This is a genomic window from Rhizobium sp. PP-CC-3G-465, from assembly GCF_004343445.1.
Lineage (GTDB): Bacteria > Pseudomonadota > Alphaproteobacteria > Rhizobiales > Rhizobiaceae > Ferranicluibacter > Ferranicluibacter rubi.
Window position 1 is genome coordinate 57,651 of sequence record NZ_SLYH01000002.1, and the last position, 18,143, is coordinate 75,793.

At 58.6% G+C, this 18,143-nt stretch carries 15 protein-coding genes; 9 read left to right on the plus strand and 6 right to left on the minus strand.

What is annotated here, in order from left to right:
* The first annotated feature begins 45 nt into the window (after window positions 1-45).
* From C8J33_RS12680 to C8J33_RS12700, 5 genes are all read left to right on the plus strand, one after another.
* A complete protein-coding gene (locus C8J33_RS12680) occupies window positions 46-1,062 on the plus strand; it encodes an MFS transporter (protein WP_422038151.1) in 1,017 nt (338 codons plus the stop codon).
* Window positions 1,063-1,374: 312 nt separating this feature from the next.
* Complete coding sequence (locus C8J33_RS12685) at window positions 1,375-2,295, plus strand: iron-siderophore ABC transporter substrate-binding protein (protein WP_132664580.1); 921 nt, start codon at window positions 1,375-1,377, stop codon at window positions 2,293-2,295.
* Window position 2,296: 1 nt separating this feature from the next.
* Window positions 2,297-3,319 carry a FecCD family ABC transporter permease gene (locus C8J33_RS12690; RefSeq protein WP_132664581.1) on the plus strand — a complete coding sequence of 341 codons (1,023 nt, stop codon included), beginning with the start codon at window positions 2,297-2,299 and terminating at the stop codon, window positions 3,317-3,319.
* Window positions 3,319-4,296, plus strand: coding sequence for a FecCD family ABC transporter permease (locus C8J33_RS12695; protein WP_132664582.1), 978 nt, complete (start codon window positions 3,319-3,321; stop codon window positions 4,294-4,296). The genes C8J33_RS12690 and C8J33_RS12695 overlap by 1 nt, the downstream gene beginning before the upstream one ends.
* Window positions 4,289-5,095, plus strand: coding sequence for an ABC transporter ATP-binding protein (locus C8J33_RS12700; RefSeq protein WP_132664583.1), 807 nt, complete (start codon window positions 4,289-4,291; stop codon window positions 5,093-5,095). Before C8J33_RS12695 ends, C8J33_RS12700 begins: the two co-directional genes overlap by 8 nt.
* A 66-nt stretch (window positions 5,096-5,161) precedes the next feature.
* Here the strand turns inward: C8J33_RS12700 and C8J33_RS12705 are convergent, their stop codons facing one another.
* Window positions 5,162-7,300 carry a TonB-dependent receptor gene (locus tag C8J33_RS12705; RefSeq protein WP_132664584.1) on the minus strand — a complete coding sequence of 713 codons (2,139 nt, stop codon included), beginning with the start codon at window positions 7,298-7,300 and terminating at the stop codon, window positions 5,162-5,164.
* Window positions 7,301-7,431: 131 nt separating this feature from the next.
* Entirely contained in the window at window positions 7,432-8,442 is a 1,011-nt protein-coding gene (locus C8J33_RS12710; RefSeq protein ID WP_132664585.1) for a siderophore-interacting protein, read from the minus strand.
* A 797-nt stretch (window positions 8,443-9,239) separates the two neighbouring features.
* Here C8J33_RS12710 and C8J33_RS12715 point away from each other — a divergent pair.
* Window positions 9,240-10,223: an ATP-binding protein gene (locus C8J33_RS12715; RefSeq protein ID WP_110802819.1), complete on the plus strand. Its 984-nt coding sequence runs from the start codon at window positions 9,240-9,242 to the stop codon at window positions 10,221-10,223.
* Between the two features lie 20 nt (window positions 10,224-10,243).
* Window positions 10,244-12,709: a S8 family peptidase gene (locus tag C8J33_RS12720; RefSeq protein ID WP_132664586.1), complete on the plus strand. Its 2,466-nt coding sequence runs from the start codon at window positions 10,244-10,246 to the stop codon at window positions 12,707-12,709.
* Window positions 12,710-12,859: 150 nt separating this feature from the next.
* Here the strand turns inward: C8J33_RS12720 and C8J33_RS12725 are convergent, their stop codons facing one another.
* A complete protein-coding gene (locus tag C8J33_RS12725) occupies window positions 12,860-13,618 on the minus strand; it encodes a response regulator (protein WP_110802760.1) in 759 nt (252 codons plus the stop codon).
* Window positions 13,619-13,644: 26 nt separating this feature from the next.
* Window positions 13,645-15,129 (minus strand): sensor histidine kinase, encoded by a 1,485-nt coding sequence (locus C8J33_RS12730; RefSeq protein WP_132664587.1) that lies wholly within the window; start codon window positions 15,127-15,129, stop codon window positions 13,645-13,647.
* Between C8J33_RS12730 and C8J33_RS12735 the strand changes: the two genes are divergently transcribed.
* Complete coding sequence (locus tag C8J33_RS12735; RefSeq protein WP_132664588.1) at window positions 15,107-15,592, plus strand: hypothetical protein; 486 nt, start codon at window positions 15,107-15,109, stop codon at window positions 15,590-15,592. The genes C8J33_RS12730 and C8J33_RS12735 overlap by 23 nt on opposite strands.
* Before the next feature lie 818 nt (window positions 15,593-16,410).
* Here C8J33_RS12735 and C8J33_RS12740 read toward each other — a convergent pair.
* Both C8J33_RS12740 and C8J33_RS27050 read right to left on the minus strand, forming a co-directional pair.
* A complete protein-coding gene (locus C8J33_RS12740; RefSeq protein WP_110808028.1) occupies window positions 16,411-17,028 on the minus strand; it encodes an outer membrane protein in 618 nt (205 codons plus the stop codon).
* A gap of 64 nt (window positions 17,029-17,092) precedes the next feature.
* A complete protein-coding gene (locus tag C8J33_RS27050) occupies window positions 17,093-17,245 on the minus strand; it encodes a hypothetical protein (RefSeq protein ID WP_165910809.1) in 153 nt (50 codons plus the stop codon).
* Between the two features lie 521 nt (window positions 17,246-17,766).
* On the opposite strand from C8J33_RS27050, the gene C8J33_RS27915 reads away from it, so the two are divergent.
* A complete protein-coding gene (locus C8J33_RS27915) occupies window positions 17,767-17,976 on the plus strand; it encodes a siderophore-interacting protein (RefSeq protein WP_165929804.1) in 210 nt (69 codons plus the stop codon).
* The last annotated feature ends 167 nt before the right edge of the window (window positions 17,977-18,143 follow it).

Consider the following 18,143-nt stretch of genomic DNA (forward strand, 5'->3'; position numbering starts at 1 on the left):
CCTATATCCACGGCCCGAATACCGCGTCGGTCGTGCTGGGCACAGATGGCTTGTCGGGGCAACGACGGTCCCGACTGCTGGTTCTCTTCATCGCCGGCAACATCATCACGGCGGTGGGGCCATCCTATCCGATCGCTCTCGTCGGTCGCGTTATCACCTCACACACATGGGCGCTTTTTTGGCATAGGTTCGATCATGGCGGCCGATCTGTTCGCCCCCAATCGTCGCACGAGTGCCATAGCCTTCATGTTCACGGGACTGACCCTTGCCACGCTGATCGGAGCACCGGCAGGGACCTGGCTGGCACAGACCGTATCGTGGCGTGCGACATTTTTCGCGATAACGGTGATCGGTATTATCGCCATCGCAGGGGTGCTGCTGCTGGTGCCTCGCGGCGAGCGCCACGAACCGCCGCGCTTGCGCAGAGAGCTGGCGGCTTTCACCGATATTCGTGTCTACTTGCCATGGGATCACGATCCTCGGTCCCGCGGCATTTTTCACCTCCATCACCTATTTAGCCCGTATGATGACAGAGGTCGCCGGCTATACCGAGGGCGCAATCACATGGCTTTTGTCGCTGTTCGGACTAGGGCTGTTCGTCGGCGATATTCTCGGGGACGCTTCGCAGACCGGGCGCTGATGCTGCTGCTCTATGTAACGCTCGCCACGCAGGCCATCGTTCTGCTGACCTTCTCTTATATCGCCGACAGCCAGATCGCCTCGGCCATCTGTATCTTCCTGATGGCGACCTTCGGCTTCGCCACCGTCGCGCCGATCCAGAAGCTGGTCACGGACAATGCACGGGCAGCCGGCGCACCGAATCTTGCTTCGGCGGTCAACATCGGTCTGCTCAACCTCGGCAACGCCATAGGCGCGTGGGCTGGTGGTGCCGTGATAGCCGGCGGCTTTGGATACGCCACGCCCGACTGGGCTGGCGCCTTCCTGTCGGCAGCGGCACTGGTGCTCGCACTCGTGTCTGGCGTTATCGGCCGAAACGACAAGCAATTGCCCGTACCGGCATCCGCAGCGGCGACATACTCCGAGATCCGGCGGCAGTGTTAAATGGGCACTTCCTTGCTGGATAGGCTGATCAGCCTTTCGCCACATCATTTGTAGCGCAATGTATCGACGCCGCGGCGCTGGCCGGCTGACGCGCCTACGGGCGCAACAGTGTTGCCCTGCCTTTCCGATGACTATGAGGATAGAACTTCAGCACCTTGGATTCCTTCGCCTCTCCTGAGGACGATGACGGATCTTAACCTCCAAGGTAGCAAAAGCTGGGATAAGCGAAAGGCCGCAAACGTCTCTCAGCATTGCGCGGATCGGCTCGCCAAGCTAGTTTAACATGAACAAGAATGTCATCTTTGGATTTTCATGCGCGTTGTTGTGTTGGTTTTCATAAGCATGCTGCTGTCTTCTCCCGTCTTCGCTCAATGTGACGGTCGGCTCATCGAGGACGGCGCGTTTCTTCACCCGCCGCTCTGCGCTCCCAAGGAGCCGAAGAGGATCGTCGCCCTCGTCCCGACGTTCAGCCTTGGCATAGCGCTGGAGCTTGGCCTGCCTGTCGTCGGCGCTCCGCTTTTCGGGATGAGTGATGAGGATCTGAAATCCAGAGCTGAGGCTGCTGGTGTCGTGGATCTCGGTTCCTTCATGGAGCCCAGCATCGAGAAGATTGTCGCGCTTCAGCCCGATCTCATCATCGGCAGCGACTTTCTGGGCGAGGAAGCGTACCAGATGGCATCGCGATTGGCTCCCACCGCACTGCTCACCGGAGCGAACTGGAAAGAATTTTATCGCACGCTGGCAAATATCACTGGCGTCGCGGATGGAATGGAAGGTCGCTTCACCGAATACGAAAAGCGGGTTGCATCCGTTCGCGAGCGGGTTCCCAAGGATGTGCGCGTGTCCGTCGTCCGAATCACGCCTTGGGAGTTCCAGGTTTACCTTGATGAACCCGATGCATGGGCGCCGTTCGATGTGCTGCGTAAGGCGGGTGTCAGTCGTACGGATTTCGAAACATCCGAAACGAAGGTCGGCACGAAACGGCTCGATTTCGAGGGGCTGGCCGGCCTGGATGGGGATATCCTGCTCTACATCGTCGGCGGATCCAACGATTCAGCCACCAGCGGCAGGCATGAGGCGGTGCTGGCGAACCCATTGTGGAAAATGCTGCCGGCCGTGAAAGCAGGCCGCGCTTATCGAGTGGACGCAGCCACCTGGATGGAGTTCAGCGGTCTAGCGTCCGCCAATAAGGTTCTCGATGACATCGAGACCTACATCATTTCGAGGCCGTGAAATGGCGATCGTCACGTCGACGAGGCGCAACAGCCCTGCGATGCGGATCTTTGCTTTTGGCCTGCTTGCACTTCTCCTTGCTTTTCTGAGCCTGTGGTCGCTGACAATCGGTACGACAGCGATACCGCTGGGTGACGCGCTGCATGCCATCATATCGGAGGGAACCACACATCAAGACCTAGTGATTTCCACGATCAGGCTGCCGCGCATTCTCACGGCCATCATCGTAGGCTCCACATTAGGCGTTGCCGGAGCCTTGATGCAGGCGGTCACAAACAATCCGCTGGCTTCACCCGATCTGCTGGGCATCAGCGCCGGGGCGGCTTTTGCGGTCGTCATATCCATCGTCTTCTTCGACGCGCAATCTCCGCTGGTGTTCCTATGGTTCGCCTTCGGTGGTGCTTCAGTAGCAGGAGTCATCGTCTATCTGATCGCGTCAGCCGGCATATCCGGTGTGACACCTGTTAAGCTCGCTCTGTCAGGCGCGGTGCTGAGCGTTTTCCTCGGTTCGGTGTCCGCTTCGCTTCTGATCTTCGACATGAAAGCCATCGACACGATCAGAATGTGGTCGGTTGGTTCATTGACGGGAAAAGAAATGGCTGCCGTCGCAGCCGTGGTACCCTTTGCCCTGGCTGGAGTTGCTGCCACTCTGTTGCTTGCAAGAGAGGTGACGACGCTCAGTCTGGGGGCGGATGTCGCGCAGGCTGTCGGTCAGAATGTCCTGTTATGGAGACTTCTTTCGGGAGCCCTGGTGGTCCTGATGGCTGGAAGTTCGGTTGCGCTCGCAGGCCCTATCGGATTTATTGGACTGGTGGTGCCACACATCGTCCGCTTGAGCCTCGGCGTCGACTACCGCTGGATTTTACCTTTCTGCGCGTTATCGGGAGCTTTACTGGTCGTCACGGCAGACGGGCTGCAAAGAAGCCTGACAGGGATCGACATTCCGGTCGGCGTGACGCTTGCCTTGGTTGGCGCGCCTTTCTTCATCTGGCTGGCGCGATCGCGCGCTGGCGGGATTGGTTGATGCGGAGTGTTCTTGTTCTATTGGGCATGACGGCCGTCATGCTGTTCGTGGCACTGGCGATCGGCGACCACCCAGTCGCGTTGGCGCAAATTATTGCGGTGCTCACCGACAGCCCGGTGGCGGACTTGCAGTCCATACAGATTGTCCGCGATATTCGCCTTCCAAGGGTTATCATGGGTTTCCTGGTCGGTGCATCGCTTGCAATTGCCGGCATGATCGCACAGTCGGTGCTTCGCAATCCGCTGGCAGAGCCGGGCCTGATCGGTGTCAATGCCGGCGCGGCACTCGCTGCGGTTATCGTCATCGTCAAATTCGAGGTGCCTCCCACACACCTCCTTTCGTGGCTGGCATTCGCCGGAGCGCTCACAATGTCCCTTGCGATCTATGCGTTGTCATGGAACAGCGGCAGCTCGTCGCTGCGCATCATTCTCATTGGCATCGGCCTCAGTTCGCTGGCCTGGGCCGGAGCCAATTTCATTTCTGCCTTCGGAGACCCCCAAGCCGTGCAGCGAGCGATGATCTGGCTCTCCGGCAGCGTCTACAACAGCACTTGGGAGAAAATCCGTACACTTGTCATATGGCTGGCGATAGGAATGGCCGGTAGTGGACTGATTGCGCGGGAAATGGACCTTCTTGCCCTTGGGGACGAGACGGCAAGAGCACGGGGGCAACCGGTAGAACTGCTCCGTGCCGTCATGTTCGTCCTTTGCGCGGTTCTGTCTGGCGCCGCCGTCGCTGCGGCAGGTCTGGTCGCATTCGTCGGACTGATTGCGCCGCACGTCGCTCGCTTGCTCGTGGGTCATTCTCACGGTCTCATGCTGCCGGTCACGGCGCTTGCCGGCGGACTTCTGGTGGTTGCTGCCGACCTTGCAGCCCGCACCCTGTTTATGCCGGCACAGCTACCGGTCGGATTGATGACGGCTATTCTGGGCGCGCCTTTCTTTGCTTACCTGATGTGGCGGAAGAGAAATGTCTGATCAGTCTGCCCTCCCTATCCTGGAAACCCGCGCCGCCTCCATAGGATACGGCACCAGGCTTATCCTGCGCGACCTCGACTTTTCCATTCCCGAAGCTTCCTTCACGGTGCTCCTTGGTCCGAATGGCTGCGGAAAATCGACTCTCCTCCGCGCACTTGCTGGCCTGATCCGGCCGCAGCAGGGCACCGTGTTGATCAACGGACGCTCGATCTCAACATTTCCACGAAAGGAACTGGCGGAACGGATCGGGCTTCTCTCGCAAAACCAGTCGGCGCCGGAAGGCATGACGGTCAGGGATCTGGTCCGGCAGGGCCGTTACCCATACCGTACCCTGTTTGGCCGATGGACGAAGGAGGACGACGAAGCCTGCGAAGAGGCGCTCGCAGTCACCGACACGGCACATCTCGCGGGCGAGAAATTCGATACGCTTTCCGGCGGACAGCGACAGCGCGCCTGGATTGCGATGACGCTCGCGCAACGAACCAGCGTTCTCCTACTCGACGAGCCGACGACCTTTCTCGACCTTTCGCATCAGATCGATACCCTGCGTCTTGCGCGAAAGCTTGTTCGCGAACGCGGCGTGACAGTGGTCGCCGTCTTGCACGACCTCAATCAGGCCGCACGCTACGCTGACAATCTGGTTCTTTTAAAACATGGCGCGATCATCTCCGAAGGTCACCCGGCGGATGTCCTGACACCCGAGACCGTCAAGCGTGTCTTCGATGTCGATGTGACAATCCTCATCGAGCCTCAGACCAAGGCTCCGATCTGCGTTCCGGTGGAAGACGCTGACCTGTAAAATGAAAAACCCGCCGGGCTGCAACGCCTGGCGGGTTTGAAGAAGCCTGAAACGCTTGTCAGACAATCAGAAAGTCGCGTTGACGCGTACGCCGAAGGAGCGCCCGTCGCCGACAGTGGCGCTCGTTCCATCGGTAGAAATCGAGGTCAGATATTCTTCATCGAACAAATTCTTGGCAAAGGCAGTGATCTTGAAGTTGTCTTTTTCGTAGCCGGCATTGACGTTTACGACAGTAAACGAATCCAGAGAACGGACATTATTCACGTCCCCCTTGCTGTAGAAGCCGTCTGTGAAGGACACGTCGCCGCCTCCGAAGAAACCGCTTTCATGTTTGTAGACGCCACCGAAGGAGGCGGTAACCGATGGTGCTTCGGGAAACTCATTACCCTTGAAGTCGCCCTTGTCGAACTCCGATTTCATAAGGCCCAACCCGCTAAAGAGCTCCAGGCCATTGTCGAAGCCGTAGCGAACTTCCAGTTCGGCGCCGTAAGAATGCGATTCGGCTGCATTGAGACTGATCGTCTGGGCTGGGAAGCGAGGATCGAACTCGATTGGAACCTGCTGGTTCGTATAATCGTAGTAGAAGACGTTTCCGTTCACCTGCAGACGGTCCTCCAGCCACTTGGAACGATAGGCAAGTTCATAGGCCCAGAGAGATTCCGGGTCGACTTTGTTGATGTCGGTGGTGCCGATAATCAGCTCCGAATAGCCTGGGCGATAACCCTTGCTGATCGTGGCTGCGAGGTTCTGGTTTTCGGTAAGTTCGAACGCCAGGCCGATCTTCGGCAAGAACTCGGTGTTGGAAACGGAGTTGTTCTCTGTAAGTGGAACATATCCGAAGGTGGAAGCGTCCAGCAGGCTGCCCGTGTAGTTGGCCGAGACCTTGTCATGGACCAGCCGACCGCCGGCCAGCAGCGTCCAGCGATCGACAAACTCGTAGCGGGTGTCTGCGTACAAAGCGATTGTCTCGCTCTTGTTCTTCGCCTGTAGCAGCTGGAACGGCACGATGATCGGGGTGAATGGATCTGCGACGATCTGGATGTTCGAGTCGAGATCGAAGGTGGAACGGCCCGCGAATAGACCGAAGACGCCCGAAAATTGCGAGTCCTCCGATCCGTAAGTGAGACGGGTATCCTGGGAAAAATCTCCGCCCTCGCGTGTGTCGCCACGGATGAACTGGAACGGTTGAAGCGTCGACGTCTGAGGAGAATTGATGTCCACATCAGTGTCTACGAACGACGTGATCGACTGAATCTTCCAGTCCTCGTTGAACTCATATGTCAGATCGGCGATGTAGCGGTTGACATAAGTATCGCGTCGTTCTGCCGTCGTATCATCAAATCGTCTGGCGAAAAAATCGGGACCGTCCACCGCACCCCATGCCGGTTTGTCATGCGTGCGGCTGACGGTAAACAGCGCCCGGAGGCCCGGTATTTCCGCTGGCTCCCAGAGCAGCTTGCCACGAATTTCCTCGAACTCCTCTTTGCCCACGTCCGAAATCGACGGATCGACATAGTCGATATCGTTTTCCTTGCGGAAGATTTGCCCGGAGAGACGAAATGCCAGCTCGTCATCGACGATCGGCGCCGAAACGGCAAAGGCACCGGATTTGTAGTCCTCGGTTCCGATCAGGCCTTCAACACTGGCTTCGGGGGTATACGTCGGATCTTTCGTCTTGATGATGACGGACCCTGCAAGCGCGTTGCGTCCCTGAAGCGTCGATTGCGGACCACGCAATACCTCGACCTGCTCGACGTCCCAGATGCCTCGCGTCCCGCGCCGGGTCGCCTCGACACCCTGTTCTGCGCCGTCCACGACCACCGAAATAACCGGGTTCGAGCGGCTCGGAGCCGTTACCCCCTCGGAGCTCAAACCGCGGATGACAATGTCGGAATTCCCTGTGCCACCCATGAAGGCACGGATGTTGGGTGAGCTGTTCAGCGCATCATTGAGTGTGGGTCGAACGAGATCGTGAAGTTCTCCGCCCGTGAAAACCTCCACGCTCGTGAAGGTGGTGAACTGATCACGGCCGAATTTTTCGCCAGTGACGATGATTGGCGCCAAGGTCGTCACGGCGTCTTCGTCGTTCGGCGTCGCGTCCTGGGCCATCGAGATACGAGTGCCCGGCCCGATCAATACTACCGCTGTAACAGTCGCGATTGCTAAGCAGCCACGGAGCGGCTGCAATGTCTTATTCAACGTCATTATCCCCTCGCACCATTAAACCCTAGCGAAAGGAAAATTAGAGAATAAAGGTGAGTGAATCAATCAACTTATTAGGGACTGAAAAAACCACACGCACGCATTGCAAAAATACACCACATGGGACTGTCTTCTCAAGACTGTTGACGAGACCAGTAGGATGCGGCGCGCATCTCTGACTTTTGGAGGCCGCGATCGGCCAACATATCACGAGCCTGATTGACCTCCGATCGCTCGCTTGCAATCCAGACGAAGCGATTATCATCCGGAATTTCAAGCTGTTTCAATTCGTCAAGCAGCGATATGCCGTCGCCGCGTACCAGCCAGCGAACGGCCATGCCGCTTGGCGTCTTGAGGTGCTGCTTATCATGCGCGTCTGATACGAGGATAGTGGCGACCCCACTGGTCTCCGTGGGAAGGCTTTCCAGTATCCGGGCGATTGCCGGCAGTGCCGTCTCATCGCCGAACAAGGCAATCCATGCCGCGTCTGGCAGCCACTCTCCTCCCGGCCCCATGATGGCCACGTCCATTCCTGGCTGCAACGTCTTGCACCAATCGGTCACGCGCCCACCCTCATGCGCAAAAACATCAAAGTCGAGGGTGCCGTTCTCCGGATCGACGCTGCGAGTCGTATAGACCGGCCGGTGCCATTGACTGATGCCGCCGGGCCATTCCACGCGCCCGCTTCCCGAAACGAAGGGCCATTGACCGATATGGCTCTCTGGCGGGAACAACAGCCGGAAATGCAGGCCATCACGAGAAAAACGTTCAAGGGAAGCTCCGGAAAGACGCACGCGATAATAGGACGGATAGACGTGCTCGCACGAAGCCACCGTCGCAAAGGTCAAATTGGGCGGAACCAAGCCTGGATTGGTCAGCGACCATCGGCGGTCGAGAGCGACAGCCGCTTCGTCGAGACGGTGATCGACCACTTCTTGGAGAAGGTGCAACTTCACGTCGTCGCTCGCGTTCAAGGTCAGTCGCAGGCCGCCATTTTCACCACAAGCGTGAATTTGACCCAGTGGCAAATGTAGGGTCACCCCATCGGGCGGCTCATCGAAGGGCAACGACCGTTCCATGGCCTGGGCCTTTATCATCTGCAGGCCAAACTCAGGCGGAATATCGAGAAATGTGGTTGTTTGCATGTTCGAACTCTGTCTTGGTGGCGTTCGCAAAGCTTGGTGCTGGATAAATGCTATCGTGCCGAGCTACCGCGCGGTAGCGCGGCCGCGGAAGAGACGCAAGCGCCGTTGATGGCAAACGGGCGAATTTGCAAAGCGCGATGCTTGCTTATACTGCGGGAGGCCGACTTACACGGCACCTGATACTATCCACAGACTCATCGCAACAGTCCTATGTTTTACGGCACATCTCAGGCGTTGAATTTTTCACGAATTGTGGGTGTATAACGCAGCAGAAAAAGGCTCCCGACCGATTTCTGCAACCGCCATGACCGCAATGCACAAAGCTGACATGTCGCACGAAGGTCTTGAATGGTTCCGAACCGCTACCCTTCACTTTCATCGCTGAAATAGCAAACATTTAGGAAACTCGGCCCCGGTTCCTGTGCCAGCCGTAGGTACGTGTAGTCCATTGCTTGGAAGCGGAGTCTGCGGGGACCCCGAGGCGTAAAGTCTTTGAAAAGCGCTCGGCGTTGTCGAACGCCATGCCCAATGATGACGCCCAATAAGAGGACCGCCTGCCACACAGGTATTAGTATACGCAGTATCATCGGGCTCAAGCATCGTTTCTACTGGAAAACGTTAACTGGTTCGCGCTATGTTCACATGACCATCGCAGCACCTAAATCCTGACGTGTAAACCTTGTGGACATGTCAGATCTTTGAAGCCTGTAAGCCACACGAACGATACACCGGCCGGCTTTGACGCTAACGTGCGTTTTGCGGACATGACGGCCGAACGGATGAAGATTGCAAAACTGATGACGACGGCACAACATATCGTTGCCCTGCTGCGGAGCCATATCGACGGGGATGACGCACGTTTCATCTCCGTCGCGACGCAGCTTGCCGCCCATGAAGCCCGCCAGGGACATGGCAAACTCGCGCAGGAACTGACGGAGCTGATCGATGCCGCCAAGGGCAAGGGTCAGAATGTTGGACGCCGTGGTTCCGGACCGGTCGCAATTGCCCAGCCAAGGGGTGAACTGACCAACCTCCTCAATGCCCGCTTCTCCGATACCCGCCTGGCCGACATGGTGTTGTCCGGTGAGCTCAAGGAACGTCTCGCACGCGTCCTGACCGAGCAACGGCAACAGGAAAGGCTGAAATCACGCGGGCTATCGCCAAGACGTAAGCTTCTCCTGGTTGGGCCCCCGGGTTCGGGCAAGACGATGACAGCGGCAGCGCTTGCCGGCGAACTGAAGCTTCCGATATTCACCGTGCTTTATGATGGCCTGATCGGAAAGATGATGGGCGAAACCGCAAGCCGGCTGCGTCTTGTGTTTGACGCCATGGCCGTTCAGCGTGGCGTTTATTTCTTCGACGAATTCGACGCGATCGGCTCGCAGCGATCGGGACCAAACGACGTCGGCGAAATCCGCCGCGTGCTCAATTCTTTTCTGCAGTTCATCGAGAACGACAACGGCCCGAGCTTGATCATTGCCGCAACGAACCACCCGGAGCTTCTGGACAAGGCCATATTCAGACGTTTCGACGACGTCATCAACTACGCTCCGCCCGATGCTTCGGTCGCGCGCGGCATTATCGAAAACCATCTCGCGACATTCGACCTGAAGACGGTGGATTGGGCACAGATCCAGGACGCCGGCCACGGACTTAGTCAGGCTGAGGTCGCTCGTGCCGCAGACGAAGCCGCAAAGACCGCCGTCCTTTCCGATCGCAACGATATCACCACCGCAACGCTGCTCTCCACGCTGGCCGAGCGGAAGGCATCCACCAGCTAAAGCGTGAAACAGCGAGTATCATGGCGCGTCCTCCCCGCAATCGTCCCCATTTCCATCTCGAAGGCGGCGGCGAGGCCGAAGCCTATACCTCGCCTCGCACGCCGCGCGATGGGCTGCCTCCTGTTCGCGCTCGAGCCGCCCACGCTCAGAAACTCAAACAGTCGCTCGACACCGCGGTTGCCGCAGCGCGTGACAAGCTGGCGCAACGCAACCCGGAGATCGCCGAAGGAGAAAAGGGCTTTTACCTTGAGTTCAATCTGGACGCCGGAGACCGCGGTTTTGTCGACGCATTGGAAAACAAGCCCGGCAATATCGAGCTTGTAGCGGTTCGCCCGCAACCTGACGCGGACGGGATGATTTCGGCAACGGTCTTTGTACCAGAGAACTCGGCGGAGTTTTACGGAAACCGGGTGGAAGCCTACCGCACGCAAGAGAGCCCGAAAAGTGGAAGACCGAAGAACGAACGCCTGGTGGCGCGGATCGAGGACGTTCGCATTGCGGCCGCGAAATCGCTGTTCACAGACGATCCGGCTACCTTCCCCGACGCTGGACAAATTGTCTGGTGGGAGGTCTGGATCCGCGACGAACGGCTCATCCAGTTCCGTCATGTGGCGCAGCGCCTTAACATCACCGTCAAGGATCACACCATCAGATTTCCGGAACGCGTGGTCGTGCTTGCGCTCGGCGATGTGGCGGCAGTCACCAACCTGATCGACAACAGCGATGCAATCGCCGAGCTCAGGCTGGCAAAGGACACGCCAACACTGTTTTTGGAAATGCCTGCAGCCGAGCAGGTCGATTGGGTCGGCGATCTGGCAGGCAGGGTCGAGCCACCAAACGCCCTGGATCCCGCGATCTGCATTCTCGACAGCGGAACGACGCGAGAACATCCGTTGATCGAGCCGGCGCTTGCGGCTGACGATATGTACACGGCCGTTGATGCCTGGGGTACAGCAGATACAAGCTATTGGAACGGCCACGGCACCTCAATGGCGGGCGTTGCGCTTTACGGGGACCTCGAAGCAGCACTATCGACCGGAGAAAAGATCCACCTCGGACACGGACTGGAGAGCGTCAAGGTGCTGCCGCCGGCTGGAGAAAACGATCCTCTCCTGTATGGGGCGATAACAGCGAGCGGTATTACAAAGGCCGAAGAACTCGCGCCGGGGCGACCGCGTGTCTTTTGCATGGCCGTGACAAGCGATGTCGGGCTAGGACGAGGCCGACCCTCCTCATGGTCGGCAGCGGTCGATCAGATCTGCTACGGTCAAGGCGATCGCAGGCGCCTGATGGTTCTTGCAGCCGGCAATCTGCGCGACGAGATCGACGCCGGAACATATCTCGATGCCAATGATCTGGCAGAGGCCGAAAGCCCGGCCCAGGCGTGGAACGCTTTGGTCGCGGGCGCCTACACCGACAGAATCACCATCAATCATCCCGATTACGCGGGCTGGGCGGCGGTCGCGCCCGCCGGCGATCTCTCTCCCGCAAGTCGCACGTCCGGTATCTGGGACCGGCAATGGCCAATCCGGCCTGACGTGGTCTTTGAGGGCGGCAACTATGCCCATGACGGGGTGAATGCAGCGTCAGCGATCGACGACCTCCAGATGCTGACCACGCACTACCGGCCGCATATGCGGATGTTCGAATCCTTCGGTGCGACGAGCGCTGCAGCGGCGCTCGCGTCCAACCTGTGCGCCGGGATAATGGTGGGCCGGCCTGGACTTTGGCCTGAGACCGTGCGCGGACTTGCCGTTCACTCGGCAGAATGGACGCCCGCCATGCGCGCCCGGTTTGACGCCGCAGGCACGCAGACACAGAAGATGGCGATGCTCCGCCGGTACGGCTGGGGTGTTCCTGCTCTCGGTCGGGCGCTGATGAGCGCCAACGACGATGCGACCTTGATGGTGGAGGATGCTTTGCTGCCGTTCAAGAAGGGTAAGAGCGGAATCAAAACGCGCGACATGAACCTACATGCGCTGCCTTGGCCCAAGGACGAACTCCTCGCGCTTGGAGCACTGGATGTCGAGTTGCGTATCACGCTGTCCTATTTCGTCGAACCCAACCCGGGGGAACGAGGTTGGACCAGACGTCATCGCTATGCGTCGCATGCCCTGCGCTTCGCGGTGAAGCGGTCGCTTGAGAGTCTTCCTCAGTTCAGGCAGCGCATCAACAGGGCGGCGGACGCCGAAGAGGGCGGCATCCTCGGCGCGGCGGCGGGTGGTGATGACTGGGTGCTGGGTCAGACCAGGGATCGTGGTTCGGTTCACTCAGATATTTGGCGCGGCAGTGCCGCAGCACTGGCCGACCGCGACGCGATCGGTATCTTTCCAGTCAGCGGCTGGTGGAAGGAAAAGCCAGGGCTTCAAAGGTGGGACCGATCGGCAAGATATGCGCTGATCGTCTCCGTCAGGGCGCCGGATGCAGATGTCGAAATCTATACGGCCATCGCCAATAAGATTGGAATCGAACTACCCGCGGCGTAACCGGATGATCCAAGGGGATGGATATTCCGTGCGCCTTTATCGGATTCGAACCATCGATACCCCTTTCTAGGCGCGAACTTGCGTTTTATCTATGCCTCCTTTCAGACATGAACTTCGTCGGTGGTCGATGTGTTTTAATGTCGCCGAATGTCAGTGCGTGGTGACCTTAGGGGTGAACATGTATCCACCAAGCCTGACCGTCTTGATGAAGGTCGGGTCTTTTGGATGAAGCTCGATCTTCTGGCGAACTCGGCTGATATGAGCATCGACGCTTCGCTCGACCGGCCCTGCACTTCCCGCATGCGTCATGGCGAGCAGCTGCTCGCGCGTCAGCACCTGGTTCGGATTGCGACAAAAAGCGAGTAGAATTTCGAACTCGGCCGTGGTCATGGAGATCTGGACATTTTCCGGATCGACGAGGGAGCGAGCAGCTGGATCGAGCGTCCATCCTGCGAAGGAAAGTGGCGCGTTGTTGGCGGCAGGCCTTGGAGTTGCAGTCGAAGCCGAACGTCGGAGCAGCGCTTTGATCCGCGCGACGAGTTCGCGGGAATTGAAAGGCTTGGTGACGTAATCGTCGGCCCCGAGCTCCAGCCCGACGACCCTGTCGATGTCGTCGCCCAGCGCGGTCAGCATCAGGATCGGCATATCGCTCGCTGCCCTCAGTCGCCGGCAGATGCTGAACCCGTCTTCGCCTGGCAACATTGCGTCGAGAAGGATCAGGTCGAAAGGCTGTTTGTCCAGCAATCGATCCATCTCCCGGCCCGAGCCGGCCGAAACGGCGGAATATCCGTTCATCTGCGCGAGTTCGACCAGCATTTCTGCGATATCTCGGTCGTCTTCCACGATCAGCAACCGCGCGCTTGTAGAAGACGCGTTCAACCGCAGGACCTCGTGTGCTCTCATCGCCATGCCCATCTCCTCAAGTCGTCCCGACATCATACGCCCCCCGTCAGAGGCGTGTCAGCCAGGCTGGCAAACTCAATATCGACGGTAAGCCCCGTGGGTATAGTGTCTCTGAGTGTCAGGCGACCGTTGTGCCCGACCTCGACGATGCCTTTGGCGATTGTAAGACCAAGGCCGAAGCCCGCTGCTTTCCCCAGCGGCGACTGTCGAGCCGGATCGGCCTTGAACATCGGCTCAAGAACATGTGCCTTCAGCGTGTCGGGTATACCCGGCCCGTTGTCGATGACCAGTATCCTTGCACCATCACGACCGCCTTCTTCTAAACGGAGGTCGATGCGGGTAGCATAGCGCGAAGCATTGTCGATCAGGTTGCTGATGGCGCGCGTCATTCCCTGGGGCTTGCAGATGGCCACGAGCCTTGGCGGGGCTTCGAAGTGGACGACAATGCCCGTGTCTGCAAAATCCGAGACGATCGTTTCCAAAAGGCTAGAGAGGTCGACCTTGACGGCAATTTCCGGCTTGTTGTTTAAGAACTGCAGGGTCTCATTGAGCATCGACGCCAAAAGATCGATGTCGCGCAGCATCCGTTCCTTTAATAGCACCTGCTCGCATCTCTCAGCCCGCATGCGCAGTCGCGTCAGTGGGGTGCGAAGGTCGTGGCTGACGGAGCGCAGGATCTGCGTGCGGTCGATTGCCATGCGCTGGATCCGCTCCCGCATGGCGTTCAGGGACTCGGCAAGGCTTCGTATCTCGGCAGGACCTTCGACAGCGAACGGCTCCGTCGTTGTTTCGTCCCGAATGGTCTGGCGCTTCGCTGCGGCGGCGATTCTCTCTAAGGGTTTCATGATCAGCATCGAGCTGACATATGCCATGATCCCAAGAGGAATGACGATCTTCAGAATGCCGCTGGCAAACGGAGCGAGCGTCCAGCGGCTTCCCGAAGGGGACTTATACCGGAAAGAAAGAGCCGACGTTTCCGAGACGGCGAACACGATGTCCTTCTCTGTCGAAAATGCGCTGTTCAAGCCCATGATCATTCCCAAGGGATCGAAGCGATTAAGGCGATGCGCAGCGGCAACGATGTCGGCCTCGCTGCGGATCACATACTGCAGCTTGGAATCGCCATTATCCGCTGGAGGAAGAGAGACCATCTGAACGCTCAGTCCGTCCCCGGCGACACGCGCCAGAACGTCCTTGCGCGCGTCGGAAGTGTCACTGGCTTCATACTGCTGCGTTACGGCCAAAGCTTTCCCAAGAAATATTCCCGTCCTGATGTCATTGGACTGACGGCCATAAAGGAGCGGCTCCGTCAGGGTCGCCGTTATGGACACCAGAACGATCAGCATGATGGCCAGCGTCAGGACCTGGGTTCGTATCGATGTTGCAGCAATCGCCAAGATCTTCTCCTGCACCCTCATGAACATGTCCGCAACGATGAAACAGCCGAGATGGGAGATGCGGCAGACCTGACATCGCGTTTCGGCGCAGATGCCGGTGGCGCGCCAGAACGTCTTCAAGAAGACGCGTGCCGTTCATTCGCGTTCGATGACGGTATACAGCATAATCCGGATCCTCGAAGAGGTAGGTATCGACGACAACGGATCGCGCTCGGCAGGCTTCATTCATTGCGATGAACGTCGATCGGGTCGTGACGATCACGTCCCGGGAGACCGAGCTTGCGGAAAGGGTGGCTTGCGAGATCTGCTGCATCGGTTTCGTCCAGATACCGCCCAATCCAAGGACCGCCTTGGTGGCCGATGCCATCCCGTGGTCCGCGATCAGAAGCGTGACGCACGGCTCGTTTCCGGGCGGAAGCATCCAGAGGTGAACATCCTGTTTCAAGTACCTTACTCCCCCGGCATGAAAGTGTCTGCGCAACGATCCGGCGACCTATTCCGTAACGCCGGCGACCCGGCCAATGGCATCCCGACCGAATGCAAGGACTGTCAGCGGCGCGCCTGCCACCTTGCCGAACGCTGACGCGGCCATCGCGAGCGGTCCGGGGCGGCGAGTCGTATCGTCAAAGCCCGGATTGTCGAGGGATATCTCAGACGTGGATACGGCTGGCGCAGCGTGTGTTGCGTCTCTCCTCGACATGGGTTGCCGACAAGAGGCATCGCACGCGCTGAAATCGCCATCAGGGCTTGCTGACCGTCGAACCGGCATTGCAAGGGGCGCAGGCGCAGCCTTGGCCGAGGCAAGGACGGGCGGCTTTGGTGTTGGAACGACGCGATAGGTCCGAGCGGACTCAGCCTGGAAAACGACCGGAGACGAGGCCGGCAAGCCTTCTGATCTCGGACTAAAGAGCGACACATAATTGGCAGGTATCCGTTGGGGCCGGTCTTCCTTCACGGGACCTTTGGCAAGAACGGCCATGGTCGTCAGCAGTGACAGTCCGGCCCCTCCCATCACAAGATTCCAGGTGAGATTCCGGGAGGCCTTCGCATCATGGCGGCGGTATTCGTTCGATTGCAGAGTGATTTCCATGTCTGTTGTTCCTCGTATCGCATTGCGGCAAGACGATGCCCCCGCGTTAGAATGTCAGCAGCACGCAGGCGGCAGCTAGGGCCAGATGCGTCAGGAGCACGACGAACGTCCCGATGGCTGGGGCCAGCGCACCTGCATCTTGATGGTCTTTGCCGTGCATCCCGCCCTCGCTGCTTGAGGGTTTGGATCGATCGAGAGCTTCGAGGTGAAACTCACGGCTCTTGAACGCTGAGAACGTCCGACCGCGCCGGTTCGTTCGTGGTTCAGCGGAACCCCGCTTCCTTCGCAATGGGTCCCGCTCATCCATGCCTTCAGAACTTGAAGCTTGCTCCGAGAATCACCTTGTTCTGGGTAGCGCCGAATTTACCGACCGAGTCTCCAAAGTCCTTCTCGCCGAAATCCGTATATCGATATTCGCCACGCACGAGGATGTTGTCGGTAACGGCATGCTCGATGCCACCCCCAGCCGTCCATCCGATCAGGATTTCGTCTTTCTTTCCTGCGGCAGGACGTTCAACCACTGCCCCGGCCGCAGCAACACCCGCGGTGGCGAAGATCAGCGTACGATCCAGCGCATAACCAACACGCGCCCGGCCCGATGCGTCCCACTCTGTCTTTGCGGAACCCTTGCTGTCGAAGTTGTAGTTGACGTCGTTTTCGATGCCGTAGACGATGCTTCCGGATTGAAGGTTGTAGCCGGCATGCGCGCCCGCCGCCCCGCCGTCGAGCTCGCGCTCGATGCCACGGACATCGCCCGTCATCCAGGCGTAGCCGCCTTGGCCACCGAGATAGAAGCCGGACCAGTCGTAGGTGCTCGACACCTGTTGAACAGGCTGGGGCGCGTCCTCGAGGACGTTCATGTCGGCGGAGAGAGCCGGCAGTGCCGTCGCAGATGACAGGATCGTCAAAGCCAGAATTCTGATGTTCATCGGGATACCTCGTTTTGTTCATCAAAGAGACGAGCGCCTGTCTGATGGGCTCGTTGCCGGCCCTTTATGAGCGATGCCAACGTTGCGTGTTGTCCTTTGACGTTGCGAAATGTTCGGAGCCGCCCTGAATGACGTTACCGAACGAGCCGGCATCGGCGATCATCGCGAGGATGCCGCAGGCCTTTTGCTGACGAGGTGCCTCAATCTGCCAATCCACCCATGGTTCGTCTGTCTCGGCATCGTGGTGCGGCAGGGCTTTGCTCGATCTGCGGAGGCCGGCGGTCGCACCGGGCGCTGCTCCGTGAGAAGTCGCACCCTCTCCAGAAATGCCTGTCCGTCAAAGACCTTCCGGCTCGTCTCCCGTCCATCCTCGTCGACTGTCTGGTGAAAGAAAATCTCGATGTTCACGACCGGCAGTGCCCGCAAGCCGAGGACCGCATCAATGTCCGGGCGGGCGGTTATCGCCAGCGCCCAAACGCGTGTCTCAAGCGCTTCGGAAAGCTCCTGCATCGTGGAAACACATGCCGCGGCACGGCCGGTCGCGATCAGTCTCGAGACGACGAACTCTCCCGATGGCCGTGGAAGAAACACGAGGATCGGCCGGATTGACGTGCTTTGATTGGCATGATGCATGTTCGCTCTTCCTTGGTGGGTTGAGCGAGCTTAGGAGGTCCGCGTGCTTGTTTTCGTGCAAACATATTTTTTTATGTTGCGGACAGCACATCGGCAGGTCTGATCGTGTCTACACCATTCGGCATATCAACGCCGCGGAGAGACATCGCCATCGAGTTTGCCCGACACGATAATCCCGGCCCTGCGACGTGCTGGGCGATGAATGCCAGAATTGACGATGTTGTCGAAATACTCGGGCCCACTGCACACGCTCCCCGACCAGCCGCAGATGTCAGTTTCGATCGTCCAATTCCTTTTCGCCTTGATGGGGTTTGAACTGACGAACTGTTATGATCAACGCGTTCCCTTTGAAGTTGCTTGGTCGGGGACGGTTGCCTGTGACTATGGGTCTGGTAATGGAAATACAGGCTTGAGGTTCGTGCCCGAGGACGCGGTATAGCTCGGACAACCACGGTTCATCCTAAAAGACCGGATAATTGTCA